The organism is Lacticaseibacillus salsurivasis (assembly GCF_036246225.1).
Taxonomy (GTDB): Bacteria; Bacillota; Bacilli; order Lactobacillales; family Lactobacillaceae; genus Lacticaseibacillus; species Lacticaseibacillus salsurivasis.
Genome location: NZ_BTTP01000001.1, coordinates 409,085 through 425,968 on the forward strand (window position 1 = coordinate 409,085; position 16,884 = coordinate 425,968).

The following is a 16,884-nucleotide window of genomic DNA, read 5'->3' on the forward strand; positions in this document are numbered from 1 at the left end:
GCCTCTTCCGTTGAAGAGAGCAAAGATAGGGGAGCGTTTTGGCGCATGCGTGTAAATACAGCATATCGAAACAAAAAAGTGTTAGTGCTCGGGTTAGCCAAAAGTGGGGTCAATGCGGCCAAATTGCTGCATCGGCTCGGCGCGTTGGTGACCGTCAATGATAAGCAAAAGTTCGATGACAACAAGGAAGCGCAAGCGCTGCTGGACGAAGGTATTACCGTGATTACTGGGAGCCATCCGGTGGAGCTGCTCGACGAAGGTTTCGAACTGATGGTGAAAAATCCCGGCATTCCATACAGCAATCCCATGGTGCAGCGCGCCGAGGCGCTGGGCATTCCGGTGATTACTGAACCCGAGTTGGCTTACTCAGTTTCTGATTCCACTTGGATCGGCGTGACCGGCAGTAATGGTAAAACCACGACCACGACTTTAATTGGCCTGATGCTGAACGAAGGCGAGCGCGCCGGGCATGCTTATGACGCCGGCAATATTGGCATTCCGGTGTCTGGGGTTGTCCAAAAAGCCACCGCGGCCGATACGATTGTCGCCGAATTGTCCAGCTTCATGCTGGTGGGCATTCAAACCTTGCACCCACATATTGCGGTTTTGACCAATATCTACGAGGCGCATTTGGATTGGCATGGCAGTCGAGAAAACTACGTGAAGGCCAAAATGCGCATCACCATGAATCAAACCGCCGATGATTATTTCATTATGAATTGGGATTTACCGGAGATGCATGAGCTGGCCAAGCAAAGCCAAGCCACCATCGTGCCATTTTCACGCCAAGGCGCTACCCGCGCCCGGGCCACCTTAACGGCTGGTTGGCTGTGTTTTGACGGTGAGCGCATCATTGAAGCTGACGCGTTGCAAATTCCTGGGGCCCACAACATCGAGAATGCCCTGGCCGCCATTGCCGCCGCTAAACTCAGTGGCGTGACGAACGCCGCGATTGTGGCGGTGTTAAGCCGGTTCACCGGCGTAAAGCACCGGATTCAATATGTGCAAACCATTGCTGGCCGTAAATTCTACAACGATAGCAAAGCGACAAACGTTGAAGCCAGCACCGTCGCTTTAACCGCCTTTCATCAGCCAATCGTCTTACTCGCTGGCGGCCTCGATCGGCACCTGCCGATGGACGATCTGCTGCCGCTGATCAAGGCGCATGTCCATGCCATGATTACCTTCGGCGAAACGGCGCCGTTGATGGAAGCCCTGGCGCAGCAAGCTGGCATTCCTTACCAGCGCACTGAAAATGTGAAAACCGCAGTGCCGCTGGCGTTTGCGCAAAGCCAGCCTGGCGATGTCGTACTGTTGTCGCCAGCTGCTGCCAGCTGGGATCAATATCCTAATTTTGAAATCCGAGGGGATGAATTCATTGCCGCGGTCCAAGCACTAGCCGAAAGCGAGGAAGCTTAAATGCGCCTGATGATTTCCGGTGGCGGCACTGGCGGCCACATTTACCCGGCCTTGGCCTTAATTCAGCGCCTGCAAGAACGCGGGCTGTTAGACGCAGTGATGTATGTGGGCACCGAAAAAGGGCTGGAAAGCCGGATCGTGCCCAACGCCAAGATTCCCTTTGAAACTTTGCCGTTGCAAGGTTTCAAACGTAAGCTAAACTTGGCTGGCGTCAAAACTAATGTTCAAACGCTGGGGCTGTTTGTGGGCTCCATGAATAAAGCCACCAAAATGGTGAAGGCCTTCAAGCCCGACGTGGTGGTAGGGACCGGTGGTTATGTTTCAGCCGGAGTGCTGTTTGCAGCCGCGACCCATCATGTGCCCACGGTGATTCACGAGCAGAACTCGGTCGCCGGCGTGACCAATAAGTTCCTGGCCCGTTTTGTTGATCGGATTGCCATCACCTTCCCTGAGGTAGCCAGTGCGTTTCCCGCCAAAAAAGTGGTCCTGACTGGTAATCCCAGGGCCCAACAAGTCGCAGGGCTTCAGCCCAATGAGCGCTTGGCGGACTTTGGCTTAGACCCGCACAAGCGGACGCTGCTGATTTTTGGCGGCTCGCGCGGGGCGCCAAAAATCAATGCGGCGGCGGTTCAGGCATTACCAGCTTTTGGCCAAGCTGATTTCCAGACGCTGTTTGTCACTGGCAATCGCCATTACGGCCGAATCAAGAATCAACTTAAGCACGTTCCCGAAAACGTCAAGGTGGTGCCTTATGTGGATGACATGCCGGCGATTTTGCCTGATGTCAGCCTCGTCATTGGGCGCAGCGGCGCCACGAGCCTCGCGGAATTAACCGCCTTGGGCTTGCCGAGCGTGCTCATTCCCAGCCCGAATGTCACCCATAACCACCAGTATGTGAACGCCAAGAGTTTGGCCGACGGTGGGGCGGCGCTGATGATCACCGAACCCGAATTAGATGCCAGCTTTGCCAGTCAAATCACGGCGCTGATGGCTGATGACACGCGGCTGCAGGCCATGGCTAAAGCCGCTCAACACATGGGGGTGCCTGATGCCGCGGATCAGTTGATTGCGGTGTTGCAGGAAGCCATCGCCCGTTAAACATTCTTTCTCAGTTAGGAGGTGACTCACAGTGGCATGGTTTCATTCTGCACGCAAAAAAGCTGATCCTTTGACGCCGTGGGAAGCCTACCAAGCTAAGCAAGCCAAAAAACGGCGCCATCCCAAGCAGCGCAATCTGCCGCTGCCGACGCTCACCAGTTTCAGAAGGCACCAACGCACCCGCAACATCATCCTGGTTACCGCACCATTAGTCATCCTCCTCGCTGGGTTTGGCTATCTAATGTCGCCACTGGCAAAGGTGCAACAAGTCAGCGTTAATGGCACCGAGAATGTGCCGATTCAGCAGGTCATCGATGCCAGCACGCTGTCTAATCGCGTTCTGATTCCCAGCGTACTGCTACATCCGCAGCGTTATCTCACGCGCATCAAGCAGGCCCTGCCGCAAATTGCCTCAGCGCAGGTCAAAGTGCAAGCGGTTGATCAGGTGACCATCACGGTAAAAGAACATGAGCCCATTGGCTACCGCCTAGCCAATAAGCGGTATCAAATGATTTTGGCCAATGGCACTTTGATTAAAAATAAGACCAAAACGCCGCTGGCCAATTACCCGGTTTTTTCTGGCTTTACGGTCAAAGAGGCCGCCGCGCTCGCCAAGGTGGTGGCGAAATTCCCGCCGGCGGTGCGGCGTGCGACCTCTGAAGTGGATGCGAGTCGCGGCGATGGTAATCCTTACCAAATCACCATGACCATGACGGATGGCAACACGGTGGTGGCCGATAGTCGCACCGTGGCCAAGAAGATTGCTTACTACCCAAGCATCGTGGCGCAGGTGACCACCAAAGGCACGGTGGACCTGGAAGTGGGCGCATTTTTCACCCCTTATCCAGCCAAATCGGCAAAATAGGCGAAAAACGCCGGCTTTTGCCGATATGGCGGCGCAAATGACGGGTTCGTGTGGTAAGATAAATTCAGCGTTATGTTTTCTCATCTAATTATTAAAAAACAGGTAGCAAGGAGGTTCCGTGGTCATGGAAAATCAAGACATCTATGTAGGGCTTGATATCGGGACCACCTCAATAAAAGTGATTGTGGCCGAGCTTGTGCAAGGTCAGCTGAACATTATTGGCGTGGGCAGTTCCAGGTCGCAAGGATTATCGCGCGGCGTGATCGTGGATATTGACAAGGCCGCTGAAGCAATTCGGCAAGCTGTCAGTCAAGCAGAAGAAAAAGCAAGTATCAAGATCCAACAAGTCGTCGTTGGGGTCCCAGCGAACATGCTGCAAATCGAAAGTGTCACTGGCATGATTGCAGTTGGCGATCAAAGCAAAGAAATCACTGACAACGACGTGCGCGCCGTGGCGGCCGCGGCCTTGGTCCGGAACCTCCCGCCAGAGCGGGAGATGTTATCCTTAACGCCAACCGAGTTTATTGTTGACGGGTTTGACGACATCAAAGATCCCCGCGGCATGATCGGCGTCCGCTTGGAAATGCATGGTATCTTGTTCACCGCGCCGAAAACGGTGTTACATAACACGAAAAAGGCGATTGAAAAAGCCGGCTTGACGCTACGCAATGTCGTCGTCTCACCGCTGGCGCAAGCGCAAGTGGCGCTGAGCGATGGTGAAGCGGACTTTGGCACCATTTTGATTGACTTAGGCGGCGGCCAGTCCACCGCAGCAGTCATTCATGACCATAAGCTGAAGTTCACCGATGTGGACCAAGAAGGCGGCGAGTACGTCACCAAGGACATTTCCGTGGTGCTGAACACCGGTTACGCCGATGCGGAAAAGCTCAAGCGTGATTACGGCACTGCCGACTCCTTAGCCACTCACGAAGACAACACCTTCCCTGTGGCAGTGGTAGGCAAAACCGAGCCCATCATGGTGTCAGAGAAATATTTGGCCGAAATCATTGAAGCGCGGCTGACGCAAATCTTAACCCGCTTGAATGAAGCCTTGCAGGCCGTTGATGCCTTCGCGTTACCTGGTGGCATTGTGATCACTGGGGGCAATGCGGCGCTACCTGGGATTACCGAACTGGCCCAGGATGTGTTCCAGCATCCGGTGAAGCGGTATATCCCAGATGAAATGGGCTTGCGGCACCCGGCTTTCACCGCGGCGCTGGGGCTCATCACCTACGCTTCGCAGCTGACGGACATCGATTTGTTGGTCGCCAGCGTCTTGCCTAATCCGCCAGCTGCCAATGAGCGGCCGGCGGCACAGGCGCCAACGAAGGTGCCGGCTAAACCCGCTGAACCCACCAGCGATGAACCGAAAAAGGCTTCAGCTTTGAAACGCTTCTTCGGCAATTTCTTCGAATAAACCCTATTTAGGAGGAACGACAATGGAATTCTCACTTGATACAGATAAAGATACCGGTGCAGTGATCAAGGTCATCGGGGTTGGTGGTGCCGGCGGCAATGCCGTGAACCGCATGATCTCCGAAGACGTCAAAGGCGTTGAATTCATCGCCGCTAACACCGATGTGCAGGCCCTGTCCAATTCGGACGCCGAAACAAAAATTCAGCTCGGCCCGAAATTGACCCGCGGCTTGGGCGCTGGTTCCACCCCTGATGTGGGCCAAAAAGCGGCAGAAGAAAGCGAAGAGGCCATCCAAAATGCCTTGACCGGCGCTGACATGATTTTTGTCACCTGCGGGATGGGCGGCGGCACCGGTACCGGCGCGGCCCCAGTGGTCGCCAAAGTCGCCAAGGATCTTGGCGCTTTGACCGTTGGGGTGGTGACCCGGCCTTTCACCTTTGAAGGCCCGAAGCGCGCCAAGAATGCGGCCGAAGGGATTGCCCAGTTGAAAGAACAAGTGGACACCCTGGTGATTATCGCCAATAACCGCTTGCTGGAAATCGTGGATAAGAAGACCCCAATGCTGGAGGCCTTCCATGCCGCTGATAATGTGCTTCGCCAAGGCGTGCAAGGGATTTCCGATTTGATCACCAGCCCTGGCTATGTCAACTTGGACTTCGCCGATGTCAAAACCGTGATGGCCAACCAAGGCACCGCGCTGATGGGCATTGGTTCCGCCACTGGTGAAACCCGCACCGTCGAGGCGACTAAAAAGGCCATTTCCAGCCCGCTGCTGGAAGTTTCCATCGATGGCGCCAAGAATGTCTTACTTAACATCACTGGCGGACCAGATCTGTCCTTGTTTGAAGCGCAAGACGCTTCCGACATTGTGGCGCAGGCCGCTTCTAGCGATGTCAACATCATCTTCGGGACTTCCATCAACGAAGACCTGGGCGATGAAGTGGTGGTCACGGTGATTGCCACTGGCATCGATGAAGGTGGGACCCAGGATAACAGTCGCCGCCGCCAAGCTGCGCGCCCGGCCACGGAAGCACCAGCCAAGAGTGCCGATGATCCTTTCGTGCACTGGGATTTGCGCCGCGAACCGAAAGCTAGCGATAAGCCAGCTGAGAAAGATGCGGACTTTGATCATGTAAAGAAGCAGGAGTTCGATATCTTCGAAAGCCAGCCAGATGATCAGGCCAAGCCTGATGAAGGCGACGACCAGCCGCCATTCTTCAAGTTGCGGCGTCAATAATCACCAGCCTAAGCTCTAGGCGCTTGCGCCAAGCCGATCACTAGCGACACGCTGAGGCGTCTGCTGGTATCGGTTTTTGTCTATCTGGTGCAGAACGCCAGGTGAGGAGGAAAGCATATGGTGCTTGAAAAAATCGGCAACAAATTTAGTCAATTCTTTGCGATGGATCCCGATGAGGATGATTTGACCAGTGCGCCAGCGGAAACAGCCGCCCCGGCCAGTCCCGCTCCGCAGGCAAAACCTGCGGCCAAGCCCAACTATCGCACGAACAAGGTGGTGGCGATGGGCGAACCAACAGAAAAAACCGCCAAAATCGTGGTGTATGAGCCACGCATTTATTCTGACGCCAAAGAAATCGGGAACCACTTAATGAACAACCGGGCCGTCGTGGTCAACTTTGACCAGATTGAATCGGCTGATGCGACACGCATCGTTGATTTTCTGACCGGTACGGTGTTTGCCATTCATGGTGAGATTAAGCGCATCGGGCAAATGATCTTTTTGGTCACCCCGGCGAACTTCCAGATTGATGGCAGCTTGGCGGCCACATTGGGCACTGATGACGACATCGATTTAGGCTAGGAGGCGTCTGTTTGACCGCATTAGCTTGGTTATTTACGATTATTAATGATGCCTTGTATGTGTACATGGTGCTGATGGTGATTTATGTGTTGATGTCGTGGTTTCCTGGGGCGTATCAATCCCGGTTCGGCCAGTTCCTGGGCCGCGTGGTTGGCCCGTGGCTGAACCTGTTTCGCATCATTCCCCCGATTTTGGGGCTCGACTTTTCACCGCTGATTGCCTTTTTCGTGCTGGATCTTTTGCGCGGCGGCCTGAACACCATTTTTAATGCGATTTTGATGCGGGTGATGTCCTGATGGATGCCATTTATCAGCATTTTCGCAAAGACGAGGCCCCGCTGATTGATGAACTGGCAGAACAGTTGAACTTGGCGGCCACCGAGTATCGGCCGGTGCTGACAGATTTTCTGGATCCGCGTCAGATCCACATTGCGCGGGTGCTGACCGGCAGTGATGGCGATGTGAAATGCCATGTCTTTGGCGGTTATATTGGCGCTGAACGGGCCCGCATCATTTTTGCCCCGGCGTATTTCGCGCCGGATTTGATTGATTTTGAGGTGGCACCTTTAGAAATCAACTATCCGGAAAAATTTGCCGAAATGCATCACAGTAATGTGCTGGGCACCATGGCCAATGCTGGCATCAAACGCACGGCCTTTGGCGATATCATCACCGATGGTCAGCGCTGGCAGCTGTTTACCACGCAGACGATGAGTGATTGGGTTCAAAGCAATATCACCAAAATTGGCCGGATTGGCGTCCGGCTGGAACCCATTGGCCTCGATCAGGTGGTGACACCAGCCAATGATTGGCAGCCACTTGAATTTTCCGTCACCACTTTGCGGCTGGATAGCTTGGTCGCTCACGCCTTCAATATGTCGCGCGCGCGGGCGAAGGCCTTGGTTGAAGCCCAAAAAGTACGCCTGAACTTTGAGGTGATGACGCGCCCTGATGAACCAGTGGGGCAAGCCGATTTGATTTCGGTGCGCGGGTTCGGCCGCGTCCGCATCACAGCCTTGCTCGGCATCAGTAAAAAAGGTAAGCAGCGCTTGGCCACTGAGGTCATTCACAAATAACGTCTGCGCGATGCAGGCCCAATAACGAGGAGGTACCACCATGGCATTAAGTCCACTAGATATTCACAATAAGGAATTCAACGTTCGCTTCCACGGTTATGATCAAGACCAGGTCAACGATTTTCTCTCGCAGATCATCAAGGACTACACGGCGCTGTTGAAGCAAAATGAAGAAACCGAAAAAGCGCTGCAAGAGGCGCAAGACAAGAACAAGTACTTCACTGACTTGAAGGATGCCTTGAACCAGTCGATTATTGTGGCGCAAGAAGCCGCTGATAAGGTCAAGAAGAATGCGGAAACCGAAGCCGCCTTGATTCAGCAGAAGGCCGAGAAGACCTCTCAGGACATGTTGACCGATGCTACCGACAAGGCCAACCATATCGTTGGCGATGCTTCGGATAAGGCCAAGAAGATCACGGTAGAAACCGAAGACCTTAAGCGCCAGACCCGCGTCTTCCGTCAGCGTCTGCAAGTGATGCTTGAATCGCAGCTGGAAGTGGTTAAGAGTCCAGAATGGAAAGACTTGTTGGCTAGCACCACAGAATCAGCCGAATATCTAGATCCGGCTCAGGTCAAAACGCCGGCGCCGCTTGACAACGAGGCGTCAGATTCTGTAAACTCAGAGGCGGCTGAAGACACCGACGGTCAAACCAAGTTTACCGAAATTGTTTTCCCGACAGATGAACCAGAAACTGACGCGCCAACGGATGGTCCTACCACCAGCGAAGCGCCAGCCGAATCTGATCAAGATTAAAATCAATCACGCCTGAACACAAGTCGGCAGTTGCCCCTTGCCACAGCGAACTGGGAACGGTGGAAGCCCAGTGCAAGTCAATTGACGGTATCAGTTCAGCGAAGCCTTGCGCCGGGTAATCCCGTTATCGATTGCTGAAGGAGCTATTTTTTAGCTCGAACTTAGGTGGTACCACGAGTGAACACTCGTCCTAATCGGGACGGGTGTTTTTTGTATGGAAGAGAGGAGTCGCTATGAAAGTCAAAGACACATTGAATTTGGGCAAAACTGATTTCAAGATGCGCGCCGGCTTGCCGAATAAAGAACCAAAGATGCAGGAAGCCTGGGAAGAAAATCACTTATACCAAGAACGCCAAAAAGCGAATGAAGGGAAACCCACCTTCATTTTGCATGATGGCCCGCCATTTGCGAACGGGAACATTCACATGGGGCACGCGCTCAACAAGATCTCCAAGGATATCATTGTGCGCTATAAGAGCATGAATGGCTTCCGTGCCCCGTATGTACCAGGTTGGGATACGCATGGCTTGCCAATTGAACAGCAGCTGGCCAAAAAAGGCGTGCACCGTAAGGAAATGAGCATGGCGGATTACCGGGAACTGTGCCGGCAGTTTGCGATGAAGGAAATCGACAAGCAGCGCACCGACTTCAAGCGCCTGGGCGTCCTGGGCGACTGGGAGCATCCTTATATCACCTTGCAGCCCAAGTTTGAAGAAGCGGAAATTCGCGTCTTTGGCGCCATGGCAGAAAAAGGCTATATCTATCATGGCCTGAAGCCGGTTTACTGGTCATGGAGCTCTGAATCAACCTTAGCGGAGGCGGAAATCGAATACCATGACGTGAAATCACCTTCGATTTATGTCGCCTTCAAGGTAGTCGATGGCAAAGGCTTGCTGGACAGCGATACCAGTTTCATTATTTGGACCACCACGCCTTGGACCATTCCTGCCAACTACGGGATTGCGGTTAATCCGCGGTTTGAATACGCCCAAGTGGCAGCTGATGGCAAGAAGTATGTGGTCGCAGCTGAACGCTTGCCAGTGGTCAAAGAAGCGCTGGGCTGGCAGGACGTTCAAATCCTGAAAACCTTTAGTGGCAAGGAAATGGACCGCATGACCGCGCAGCACCCGCTGTATGATCGCACCAGTTTAGTAATCTTAGGTGATCACGTCACCCTAGATTCGGGGACCGGGCTGGTGCACACTGCGCCTGGCCATGGTGAAGATGACTACAAAGCTGGCATGAAGTACGACCTGCCAGTGGTGTCAGTGGTTGACGAAAAGGGCTTTATGACCGAAGACGCGCCTGGCTTTACCGGCGTGTTCTATGACAAGGCTAACCCGATGGTGACCAAGGCCCTAGAGGAAAAAGGCGCCCTGCTGAAGCTCGACTTCTTTACCCACTCGTATCCACATGACTGGCGGACCAAGAAACCAGTGATTTTCCGGGCCACCACGCAATGGTTTGCCTCAGTCGATGCCTTCCGTCAGCAGATTCTGGCTGCCATCGATCAGGTGCACTTCACGCCGGAATGGGGGAAGACCCGCCTGTATAACATGATTCGCGACCGCGGCGACTGGGTCATTTCCCGTCAGCGCGCTTGGGGTGTGCCGCTACCGATTTTCTATGCCGAAGACGGCACCCCAATCTTGGAAAAAGCCACAATCGATCATGTTGCTGATTTGTTCGGCCAGTACGGCTCCATTGTGTGGTCACAGCGCGAGGCCAAGGACTTGCTACCTGAAGGCTACACCAATGAACATTCTCCGCATGGCGAGTTCACCAAGGAAACCGACATCATGGATGTGTGGTTTGACTCTGGCTCTTCTTGGTCTGGCGTCGTTGAGGCGCGGCCAGAATTGACCTATCCGGCTGACTTATATCTGGAAGGCTCTGATCAGTACCGGGGTTGGTTCAATTCCAGTATCATCACCAGCGTGGCAGCGCGCGGCATGGCCCCTTACAAGCAGGTCTTATCGCAGGGCTTCACCTTGGATGGTCAAGGCCGCAAGATGTCCAAGTCCTTGGGGAACACGATTGCCCCAGGTGTTGTGGAAAAGCAGTACGGCGCTGAAATCATCCGCTTATGGGCGGCGACGGTGGATTCTTCTTCTGATGTGCGCGTCTCGATGGATAATTTTGCCCAGACTTCAGAGGCTTACCGCAAGATTCGTAACACCCTGCGTTTCATGATCGCCAACACCAGTGATTTTGATGAAGCTAAGGACACCGTTGCGTATGATCAACTCGGTAGTGTCGATCAGTATCTGATGGTGCGGTTGAACCAAGTGATCGAAGCCGCTAAGGCCGCATACGACCGCTATGACTTCGCCACCGTGGAAAAGACCATCTCCAACTTCTTGGTGAATGATCTGTCGGCCTTCTACCTCGACTTTGCCAAAGACGTGGTTTACATTGAAGCTGAAAACAGTTTGGCGCGGCGCCGGATGCAAACCGTGATGTTCCGGGCCTTGGTTGACTTGACCAAGCTGCTGACCCCAATTCTTTCCCACACGGCGGAAGAAGTTTGGCCATACCTGCGTCAGCCGGAAGCTTACGCCGCACTCAGCAATCTGCCGAGTGCCCAAAGCTTTGCCAATGGTGACGCGCTACTGAAGCAATGGGGGGCCTTCATGGCGTTCCGCGCTGAAGTCCAAAAGAGTTTGGAAATGGCCCGCGATGCCAAGTTAATCGGTAAGTCCATGGAAGCGGCTGTGACGGTTTATCCAAAGCCCGCCTTACGCGAGCTGCTCGCTGGGCTGGATGCCAATGTGATGCAACTTTTGATTACCAGCGGCTTCACAGTTGCTGGTGAGGACGCTACCGTGCCGGCTGATGCGGTTTCGTTTGACGATGGCGCGATTGTGGTCGCGCATGCGGCTGGCGATGTTTGCCAGCGCTGCCGCATGACCACGACTGATGTGGGCAGTGATGACCGCTTCCCAACCTTGTGTGCGCGTTGTGCCAAGATTGTGGCGGCTAACTTCCCAGAAGCCGTGACCAACGGCTTTGAGGCCTGATCATGTTAGGCCGCGTCCGGTTGTTTAACGAAAAGCAGGGCTACGGTTTCATCGTCCCTGAAGATGGTAGTCAAGATATCTATGTCCACTTTTCGGCCATTTTAGGTGGCGGATTCAAGTCCCTCGCCGCTGGCCAAAAAGTGAAGTTTGTCATTGTTGAAGGCGCCAAAGGCCCTCAAGCCGCCAATGTGACGGTGGTTGAGGATTCTAATTACGGCGCTTAAGCCAAAAGCAAACGGCAACCCATTTCGAGATGGGTTGCCGTTTTTGCTTGGTTTAGGGTTGACCATGACGCGCCGCTTGAAAGAGCCGGTGGGCGAATTTATGCAAGGCCGCTGAAGTGGTGAGCGTGTGATCATTGCTCACTGGGGTACGGTAAAGCGCATCGAGGTGGCCGAGTTTTTGTGCGCGCTTTTCAATCATGGCGGCATCGCGATTGCGGAAGGTGTGCACCGTGAAAGGTTCTTGGGCTGCGTCATAAATGACCAGTGCCAGTGCTTGGTACTCGAAGACGGTATAGCGGATGCGACCAATTTTAACCGCCTGGCGCACGCGGTCCGGCCCTTGCGCCTGCCACAACGCTTGGCGCTCGCTGACAGTAAGCGCCACCGGTTCGGCGACTGGCGTGGTGGAAGCCCCGGCGGCTGTGATGTAGACGGGGTGCCGGTCGGTTTGAACGATTTGATGCCAAGGGGTCAATGAATCGTCACCAATGGGATTGACCGCCAGTAAATTCAAATCGCTACTGGCTGCGACCCGCGTTGAGAACAGCGCTGAGGTGGCAACCAGGTTAATGCTAACTTGGGCATAGCGCGCAGTGAGGAGATGCAATTTTAGCGGCTGGTAACACTCGTAAAGGGCCAGTCTGGCTGTTAAGGCGTGCAGACTGGCGCCATGCGTGGCACTTTCATTCAGATACTGATTGCACAGCCGGACGGTATTGCCGGTGGTGAGACTCACCACGGTGCCTTGCGCGCTGATCGTTTTGGCCAAGCCGACTAGCGCGCTGAAGGCATGAAAGCTGCCGCTAGGCGCAATGACGGCCAGTTCATGCAGCGGCGCCACGGCGGCAAGCTGCATAATCAGTGGTTCGAGTTGGGTTTGCTGCGGAATTTGCATCAGCCTGGTTTGGCCAGCCAGCGCTTGGTGATACAGGTGTTTTAAAGTACGTAAATTGATAGCCGCGTCGATCCCAAGCGCAGCACTCGGTTCATCATTCATACCCATGCCTCCAATATCTTCTCATCAGAATACCACCGTTATTGCCATTTGTCTCTAATTATGTTGGGGTAGGTGACTTTTCGCGAAGAGAATAATTTTAATTGATTGGGTATTTAAGGCAACCAATCCGGGTTAATATGAGATTTATACAAATAGAAGGCGAAAAATATTTTATAAATTTAGAAGTCGCGAAAACATGCGGGAAAAACGTCTATCTAATTTAAATCTAATTTTAAGCTGAGAAATCGGTTATTCTTTCATCAAATGCTAACCAACCTGGTCGCGGTCAATCTAGTGACCGGCTTAAAAAAGGCAAAATGAGCCCCGCCTCCATCGACGCGGAGGCGGGGTGAGCGGTCTTAGGCCAAGCGGTGTTCGCGCCATTGGGCCAGCAAATTCAAGGCCAAGGCAATCAGCATCAAAATCAGGGCCAGTAGCATAATCGCGTGGAGCCCGGAATAAAGGATGCTGCGCATAGTGGGCAGCCAAGCATGAGGCAGTTGGTCAACTTGGGTGGCATCGCTGAGTTTGTTCATCATGTTCATGGTGATCTGCGGATGTTTGGCGATCCCAGCCGCCAGGTGCTGGTTCATGACCAGACCAAAGATGGCGGTAGTGAAGGTCTGGCTCAGCATGCGAATCAGAAAACTAAACGAAGTGGCGACTGGAATATCGGCAGGGTCAGCGTCGACTTGGACCTTGACCTGCAATTCGTTGAAGCAGGCCCCATTCCCGAAACCTTCAAGAGCGCCGGCCACGAGGAGAAGCCAAAATGGGGCAGTTGGCGACAGTAGCCGCATCACGACGAAGCTCAGCGTTAAAATCACAATGGCAATGGTCAAAGTTTGATGTGGACTAAACCGGCGCCTTAGCACGGGCACAGCTTCTGATCCGCCAAAATTAGTGAAGGCGGCGGGAATTTGCGTCGCGCCCCCAAGCAAGGCCGACGTGCCTAGCAACCCCTGGGACCACATCGGGGCATAGGTGAGAAACGACACGAAGGCGCCCCAGATCAAGGTGAACAACACGAAGTCGAGCACTAGCCGGTGATTACGGAATAAGCGCGCAGGCACGACCGGATCCAGCGCTGTCCGTTCGGTCATGATGAGGCCGGCGCCACAAGCTAACGCCAGGCCCAGTAGCGACCCGACGACCCAAAGCGAGGTCAAGCCAATGAGCTCTATCCCGCCCAGCAAGCTGACCAGAAGGCCCACCAACAGCATGGCGCCACGGCGGTCAAGCGGGGCTTGGCGAGGGCTGGGCCGCTGGGCACGGTAGAAGACTTGCACCATCGCTGCCGAGAGCAGACCAATCGGCACGTTAATGTAAAAGACCCAGTGCCAGGAGAGGTAATCCACCAGAAAGCCGCCAATCAGCGGGCCAATAATGGTGGCGAAGCTGTAAAAAGCCGAGACCAGCGCTAAAGCCTTCATCCGTTCCCGCACCTTGGGATAGAGTTGGGCGAAAATGATGTACGGCAGTGAAATCATGCCGCCATTGCCAATGCCGGCCAAGCCCCGCGTCAAAATCAGTAGCCAAATATTGGGTGCCAGGCCTTGGAGCAGTGACCCCACGACAAACACTAATGTCGCCCACTGATAGGCGGTTTTGTTGCCGACGCGTTCACCGAACTTGCTCCACAGCAAGGTGCTGACTGCAGTGCCAAGTAAAAAGACTGCCACGATCCAGGCCATCAGTTGTAAGCCATGCAGGTCGGCGATGATGGCGGGCAGGGCAGTGTTGACAATGGTGCCGTCAATGCCGGACATGACATTGGATAGAAGCAAAGCGATGGTGACAATCATGACGTTGCGTTTGGTCAAAAGTGGCGCTTCCTTTAGCTATCAGAGTTAAATCGTCTAATCATTATTTTAGGCTTATCGAAAGAAAGCGTCTAGACGCAAAAAAGCCTGGCAGTGCAGCCAGGCCTTAAGTCATTATTTGTCTTCAATTTTACCATCATGGGTACGGGCTACTTGCATGTCCACAATGGGAATGTAACCCATCTGCGTCACGAGCTTAGCTTGCACACTTTTACTTTGCAGGTAGTTGATGAACTTCGCGGTGGCGGCATTCGGCGAGCCTTTCGTGTACATGTGCTCATACGCCCATACTGGCCAAGCGTTCGTGGCAACGTTGGCGGCGGTAGGCTTTACGCCATTAAACGCCAAGGCTTTGACGTCCTTGGTGATGGCAGAGAAGGCCAGGTAGGAAATGGCACCTGGCGTTGAAGCGACCATTTTGGCCACGGTGCCGCTGGAGTCTTGTTCTTGGGCAGTTTTGACCTTGGTGGTCTTCAAGGCGAGCTGCTCGAAAGTGGCGCGGGTACCAGAGCCTTGCGCGCGGTTGATCAAGACAATACTTTGATCTTTACCGCCCACTTGTTTCCAGTTAGTGATGGTGCCGGTGAAGATGCCCACGAGTTGGGCACTAGTGAGGTTGGTGACGCCAACGCCAGGGTGAACCACTGGCGCGACGCCGACCACCGCGACCTGGTGATCGACCAGTTTATTGGCATCGATGCCGTCTTTTTCCTGCGCGAACACATCAGAATTGCCGATGGTGACCGCACCCGCCGCGACCTGGCTCAGCCCAGCACCAGAACCGCCGCCTTGCACCGTGATGTCGACGCCAGGGTTGTCGGTTTGGTATTGTTTGGCCGCTTGTTCAACGAGCGGTTGCAAGGCCGTCGAGCCGACAGCGACAATTTTGCCGCTGGTGCTACTGGTTTTCCCGGTACTGGCGGAGCTGGTGGTTTTACTGCCGCAGGCGGCCAAGGTTAAGGTCAACGTGGCGGCGAGTAGTAAAATGCTTTTTTTCATTTTGGTTTCCCCCCTTAGTGGAATATCACCAGCATAAAGGCTGAAAGTAAATAATCGATATGAGTGCCGTAATTGTTGCGTAGCCGTCGTAAAGCTCTCGCAATAGATGTGTAAAGACACGGTGAGCCAAATTTGATTTTCAGAAAATTCACAGATATACTAGCAAAGAATATTTGGTCAGGTCGCAACCGATTCGCAAACGGCGAATGCCCCTGACTGTTTCGTTAAAGGAGAACCTTATGCAAAATTACGTTGATGATCCTAAAGTGCAGAAGAATCGCTGGTGGATCATTACCGCGGTGGGGATGTTCACCATTATGTCCACGCTGGATGCCTCCATCGTCAATATTGCCTTGCCGGTGATCAGCCAAGATATGGGCTTGAAAATGAATGTGGCGGAGTGGATTGTGTCCATTTACCTCATTGTAATATGCGCCTTGCTGCTGATGATGGGTAAACTAGGGGACATTTTCGGCAAAATTCGCATTTTCCGCATCGGCACCGTGCTGTTCACCATTGGCTCGCTGCTGGCTGGCTTCAACCATAGCTTCGCGCTGCTGCTGGGCGCGCGGGTGGTGCAGGCGCTGGGGGCGTCGATGACGATGGCGAATAACAATGGCATCATCACCGAAGTCTTTCCACTGCGGGAACGCGGCAAAGCCTTGGGCCTGATTGGTTCTTTTGTGTCAGTGGGCTCGATCGCCGGGCCTGGGTTGGGTGGCTTAATTCTGGGCGCCTTGCCTTGGGGGTACATTTTCTGGATTAACTTGCCACTGGGCATCATCACCATGATCGTGGGGCAAATCGTCTTTCCGAAAGATTTACCGCGGGCCAAGACGCGGATTGACTGGCTCGGCTTTAGTGCCTTTGTGGTGTTCATCCTGAGCTTATTTCTTGGCATTTTTATCGGTCAGGAAGTGGGCTTCACCCAGCCTGGTATCCTCGCCGCGTTCGCTGTGGCGGTGCTCGCATTGGCAGCGTTCATTCAGATTGAGCGCCGGGTGCCTGAGCCAATGGTATCTTTGGGCTTGTTCAAGAATAAGGAATTCACCATTTCGCTGCTGGTGGGCTTCTTGATCTTCATTACGAACTTCTTTGCCAATGTCATTTGGCCGTTTTACCTTGAAAATGCCCGGGGCTTGACCGCCACCACTGCCGGCTATCTGCTGATGCTTTTCCCGGTAGTGCAGGTGATTATTGCGCCACTGTCCGGGAGTCTCTCAGATAAAAAAGGTCCTTATGGCATCTGAAGTGCCCTACAATTGTTAGACAAGAAGTCTAACGATTGTGGGGCATTTCTTGTGACCAAATATAGTAACGAATTAAAGGCAAAAGTGGTTTCTGAATACTTGAAAGGCGGTATTGGTTACAGAG

Annotated in this window: 14 protein-coding genes and 1 pseudogene; 12 read left to right on the forward strand and 3 right to left on the reverse strand. The window is 53.7% G+C overall.

What is annotated here, in order from left to right; all coding sequences use genetic code 11:
- The first annotated feature begins 45 nt into the window (after positions 1-45).
- The 11 genes from murD (at position 46) to AAA927_RS02280 (ending at position 11,691) form a co-directional block, all read left to right on the forward strand.
- Complete coding sequence (gene murD / locus AAA927_RS02230) at positions 46-1,419, forward strand: UDP-N-acetylmuramoyl-L-alanine--D-glutamate ligase (RefSeq protein ID WP_338215281.1); 1,374 nt, start codon at positions 46-48, stop codon at positions 1,417-1,419.
- Positions 1,420-2,517, forward strand: coding sequence for an undecaprenyldiphospho-muramoylpentapeptide beta-N-acetylglucosaminyltransferase (gene murG / locus AAA927_RS02235; RefSeq protein ID WP_338215284.1), 1,098 nt, complete (start codon positions 1,420-1,422; stop codon positions 2,515-2,517).
- Positions 2,518-2,548: 31 nt separating this feature from the next.
- Positions 2,549-3,382, forward strand: a complete 834-nt coding sequence (locus AAA927_RS02240; protein WP_338215286.1) for a cell division protein FtsQ/DivIB — start codon at positions 2,549-2,551, stop codon at positions 3,380-3,382.
- 124 nt (positions 3,383-3,506) lie between these two features.
- The gene (gene ftsA, locus AAA927_RS02245) at positions 3,507-4,799 is read left to right on the forward strand and encodes a cell division protein FtsA (protein WP_338215288.1); all 1,293 of its coding nucleotides are present in this window, start codon (positions 3,507-3,509) and stop codon (positions 4,797-4,799) included.
- Positions 4,800-4,821: 22 nt separating this feature from the next.
- Positions 4,822-6,036: a cell division protein FtsZ gene (ftsZ, locus tag AAA927_RS02250; protein WP_338215289.1), complete on the forward strand. Its 1,215-nt coding sequence runs from the start codon at positions 4,822-4,824 to the stop codon at positions 6,034-6,036.
- A gap of 117 nt (positions 6,037-6,153) precedes the next feature.
- Positions 6,154-6,618 (forward strand): cell division protein SepF, encoded by a 465-nt coding sequence (locus AAA927_RS02255; protein ID WP_204119211.1) that lies wholly within the window; start codon positions 6,154-6,156, stop codon positions 6,616-6,618.
- Positions 6,619-6,629: 11 nt separating this feature from the next.
- Positions 6,630-6,914: a YggT family protein gene (locus AAA927_RS02260; protein WP_338215293.1), complete on the forward strand. Its 285-nt coding sequence runs from the start codon at positions 6,630-6,632 to the stop codon at positions 6,912-6,914.
- Complete coding sequence (locus AAA927_RS02265) at positions 6,914-7,693, forward strand: YlmH family RNA-binding protein (RefSeq protein ID WP_338215295.1); 780 nt, start codon at positions 6,914-6,916, stop codon at positions 7,691-7,693. The genes AAA927_RS02260 and AAA927_RS02265 overlap by 1 nt, the downstream gene beginning before the upstream one ends.
- 40 nt (positions 7,694-7,733) lie before the next feature.
- Positions 7,734-8,447 (forward strand): DivIVA domain-containing protein, encoded by a 714-nt coding sequence (locus AAA927_RS02270; protein WP_338215296.1) that lies wholly within the window; start codon positions 7,734-7,736, stop codon positions 8,445-8,447.
- A gap of 233 nt (positions 8,448-8,680) precedes the next feature.
- Positions 8,681-11,467 (forward strand): isoleucine--tRNA ligase, encoded by a 2,787-nt coding sequence (ileS, locus tag AAA927_RS02275; protein WP_338215298.1) that lies wholly within the window; start codon positions 8,681-8,683, stop codon positions 11,465-11,467.
- Positions 11,468-11,469: 2 nt separating this feature from the next.
- Positions 11,470-11,691, forward strand: a complete 222-nt coding sequence (locus tag AAA927_RS02280) for a cold shock domain-containing protein (protein WP_125581054.1) — start codon at positions 11,470-11,472, stop codon at positions 11,689-11,691.
- Positions 11,692-11,743: 52 nt separating this feature from the next.
- On the opposite strand, the gene AAA927_RS02285 is transcribed toward AAA927_RS02280, so the two are convergent.
- From AAA927_RS02285 to AAA927_RS02295, 3 genes are all read right to left on the reverse strand, one after another.
- Entirely contained in the window at positions 11,744-12,688 is a 945-nt protein-coding gene (locus AAA927_RS02285) for a hypothetical protein (RefSeq protein ID WP_338215302.1), read from the reverse strand.
- Between the two features lie 359 nt (positions 12,689-13,047).
- Entirely contained in the window at positions 13,048-14,511 is a 1,464-nt protein-coding gene (locus AAA927_RS02290; protein WP_435891504.1) for an MFS transporter, read from the reverse strand.
- A 114-nt stretch (positions 14,512-14,625) separates the two neighbouring features.
- The gene (locus AAA927_RS02295; protein WP_338215304.1) at positions 14,626-15,510 is read right to left on the reverse strand and encodes a phosphate ABC transporter substrate-binding protein; all 885 of its coding nucleotides are present in this window, start codon (positions 15,508-15,510) and stop codon (positions 14,626-14,628) included.
- A gap of 239 nt (positions 15,511-15,749) precedes the next feature.
- Between AAA927_RS02295 and AAA927_RS02300 the strand changes: the two are divergent.
- Positions 15,750-16,757 (forward strand): annotated as a pseudogene (locus AAA927_RS02300) (MFS transporter); the annotation flags it as partial.
- Positions 16,758-16,884: the final 127 nt, after the last annotated feature.

Bases quoted from the DNA above. Each gene is read 5' to 3' on its own strand.
- AAA927_RS02280 (WP_125581054.1), top strand. From the start codon at position 11,470: ATGTTAGGCCGCGTCCGGTTGTTTAACGAAAAGCAGGGCTACGGTTTC.
- ileS (WP_338215298.1), top strand. From the start codon at position 8,681: ATGAAAGTCAAAGACACATTGAATTTGGGCAAAACTGATTTCAAGATG.
- AAA927_RS02295 (WP_338215304.1), bottom strand. From the start codon at position 15,510: ATGAAAAAAAGCATTTTACTACTCGCCGCCACGTTGACCTTAACCTTG.
- AAA927_RS02255 (WP_204119211.1), top strand. From the start codon at position 6,154: ATGGTGCTTGAAAAAATCGGCAACAAATTTAGTCAATTCTTTGCGATG.
- ftsA (WP_338215288.1), top strand. From the start codon at position 3,507: ATGGAAAATCAAGACATCTATGTAGGGCTTGATATCGGGACCACCTCA.
- AAA927_RS02270 (WP_338215296.1), top strand. From the start codon at position 7,734: ATGGCATTAAGTCCACTAGATATTCACAATAAGGAATTCAACGTTCGC.
- murG (WP_338215284.1), top strand. From the start codon at position 1,420: ATGCGCCTGATGATTTCCGGTGGCGGCACTGGCGGCCACATTTACCCG.
- murD (WP_338215281.1), top strand. From the start codon at position 46: ATGCGTGTAAATACAGCATATCGAAACAAAAAAGTGTTAGTGCTCGGG.
- ftsZ (WP_338215289.1), top strand. From the start codon at position 4,822: ATGGAATTCTCACTTGATACAGATAAAGATACCGGTGCAGTGATCAAG.
- AAA927_RS02265 (WP_338215295.1), top strand. From the start codon at position 6,914: ATGGATGCCATTTATCAGCATTTTCGCAAAGACGAGGCCCCGCTGATT.
- AAA927_RS02285 (WP_338215302.1), bottom strand. From the start codon at position 12,688: ATGAATGATGAACCGAGTGCTGCGCTTGGGATCGACGCGGCTATCAAT.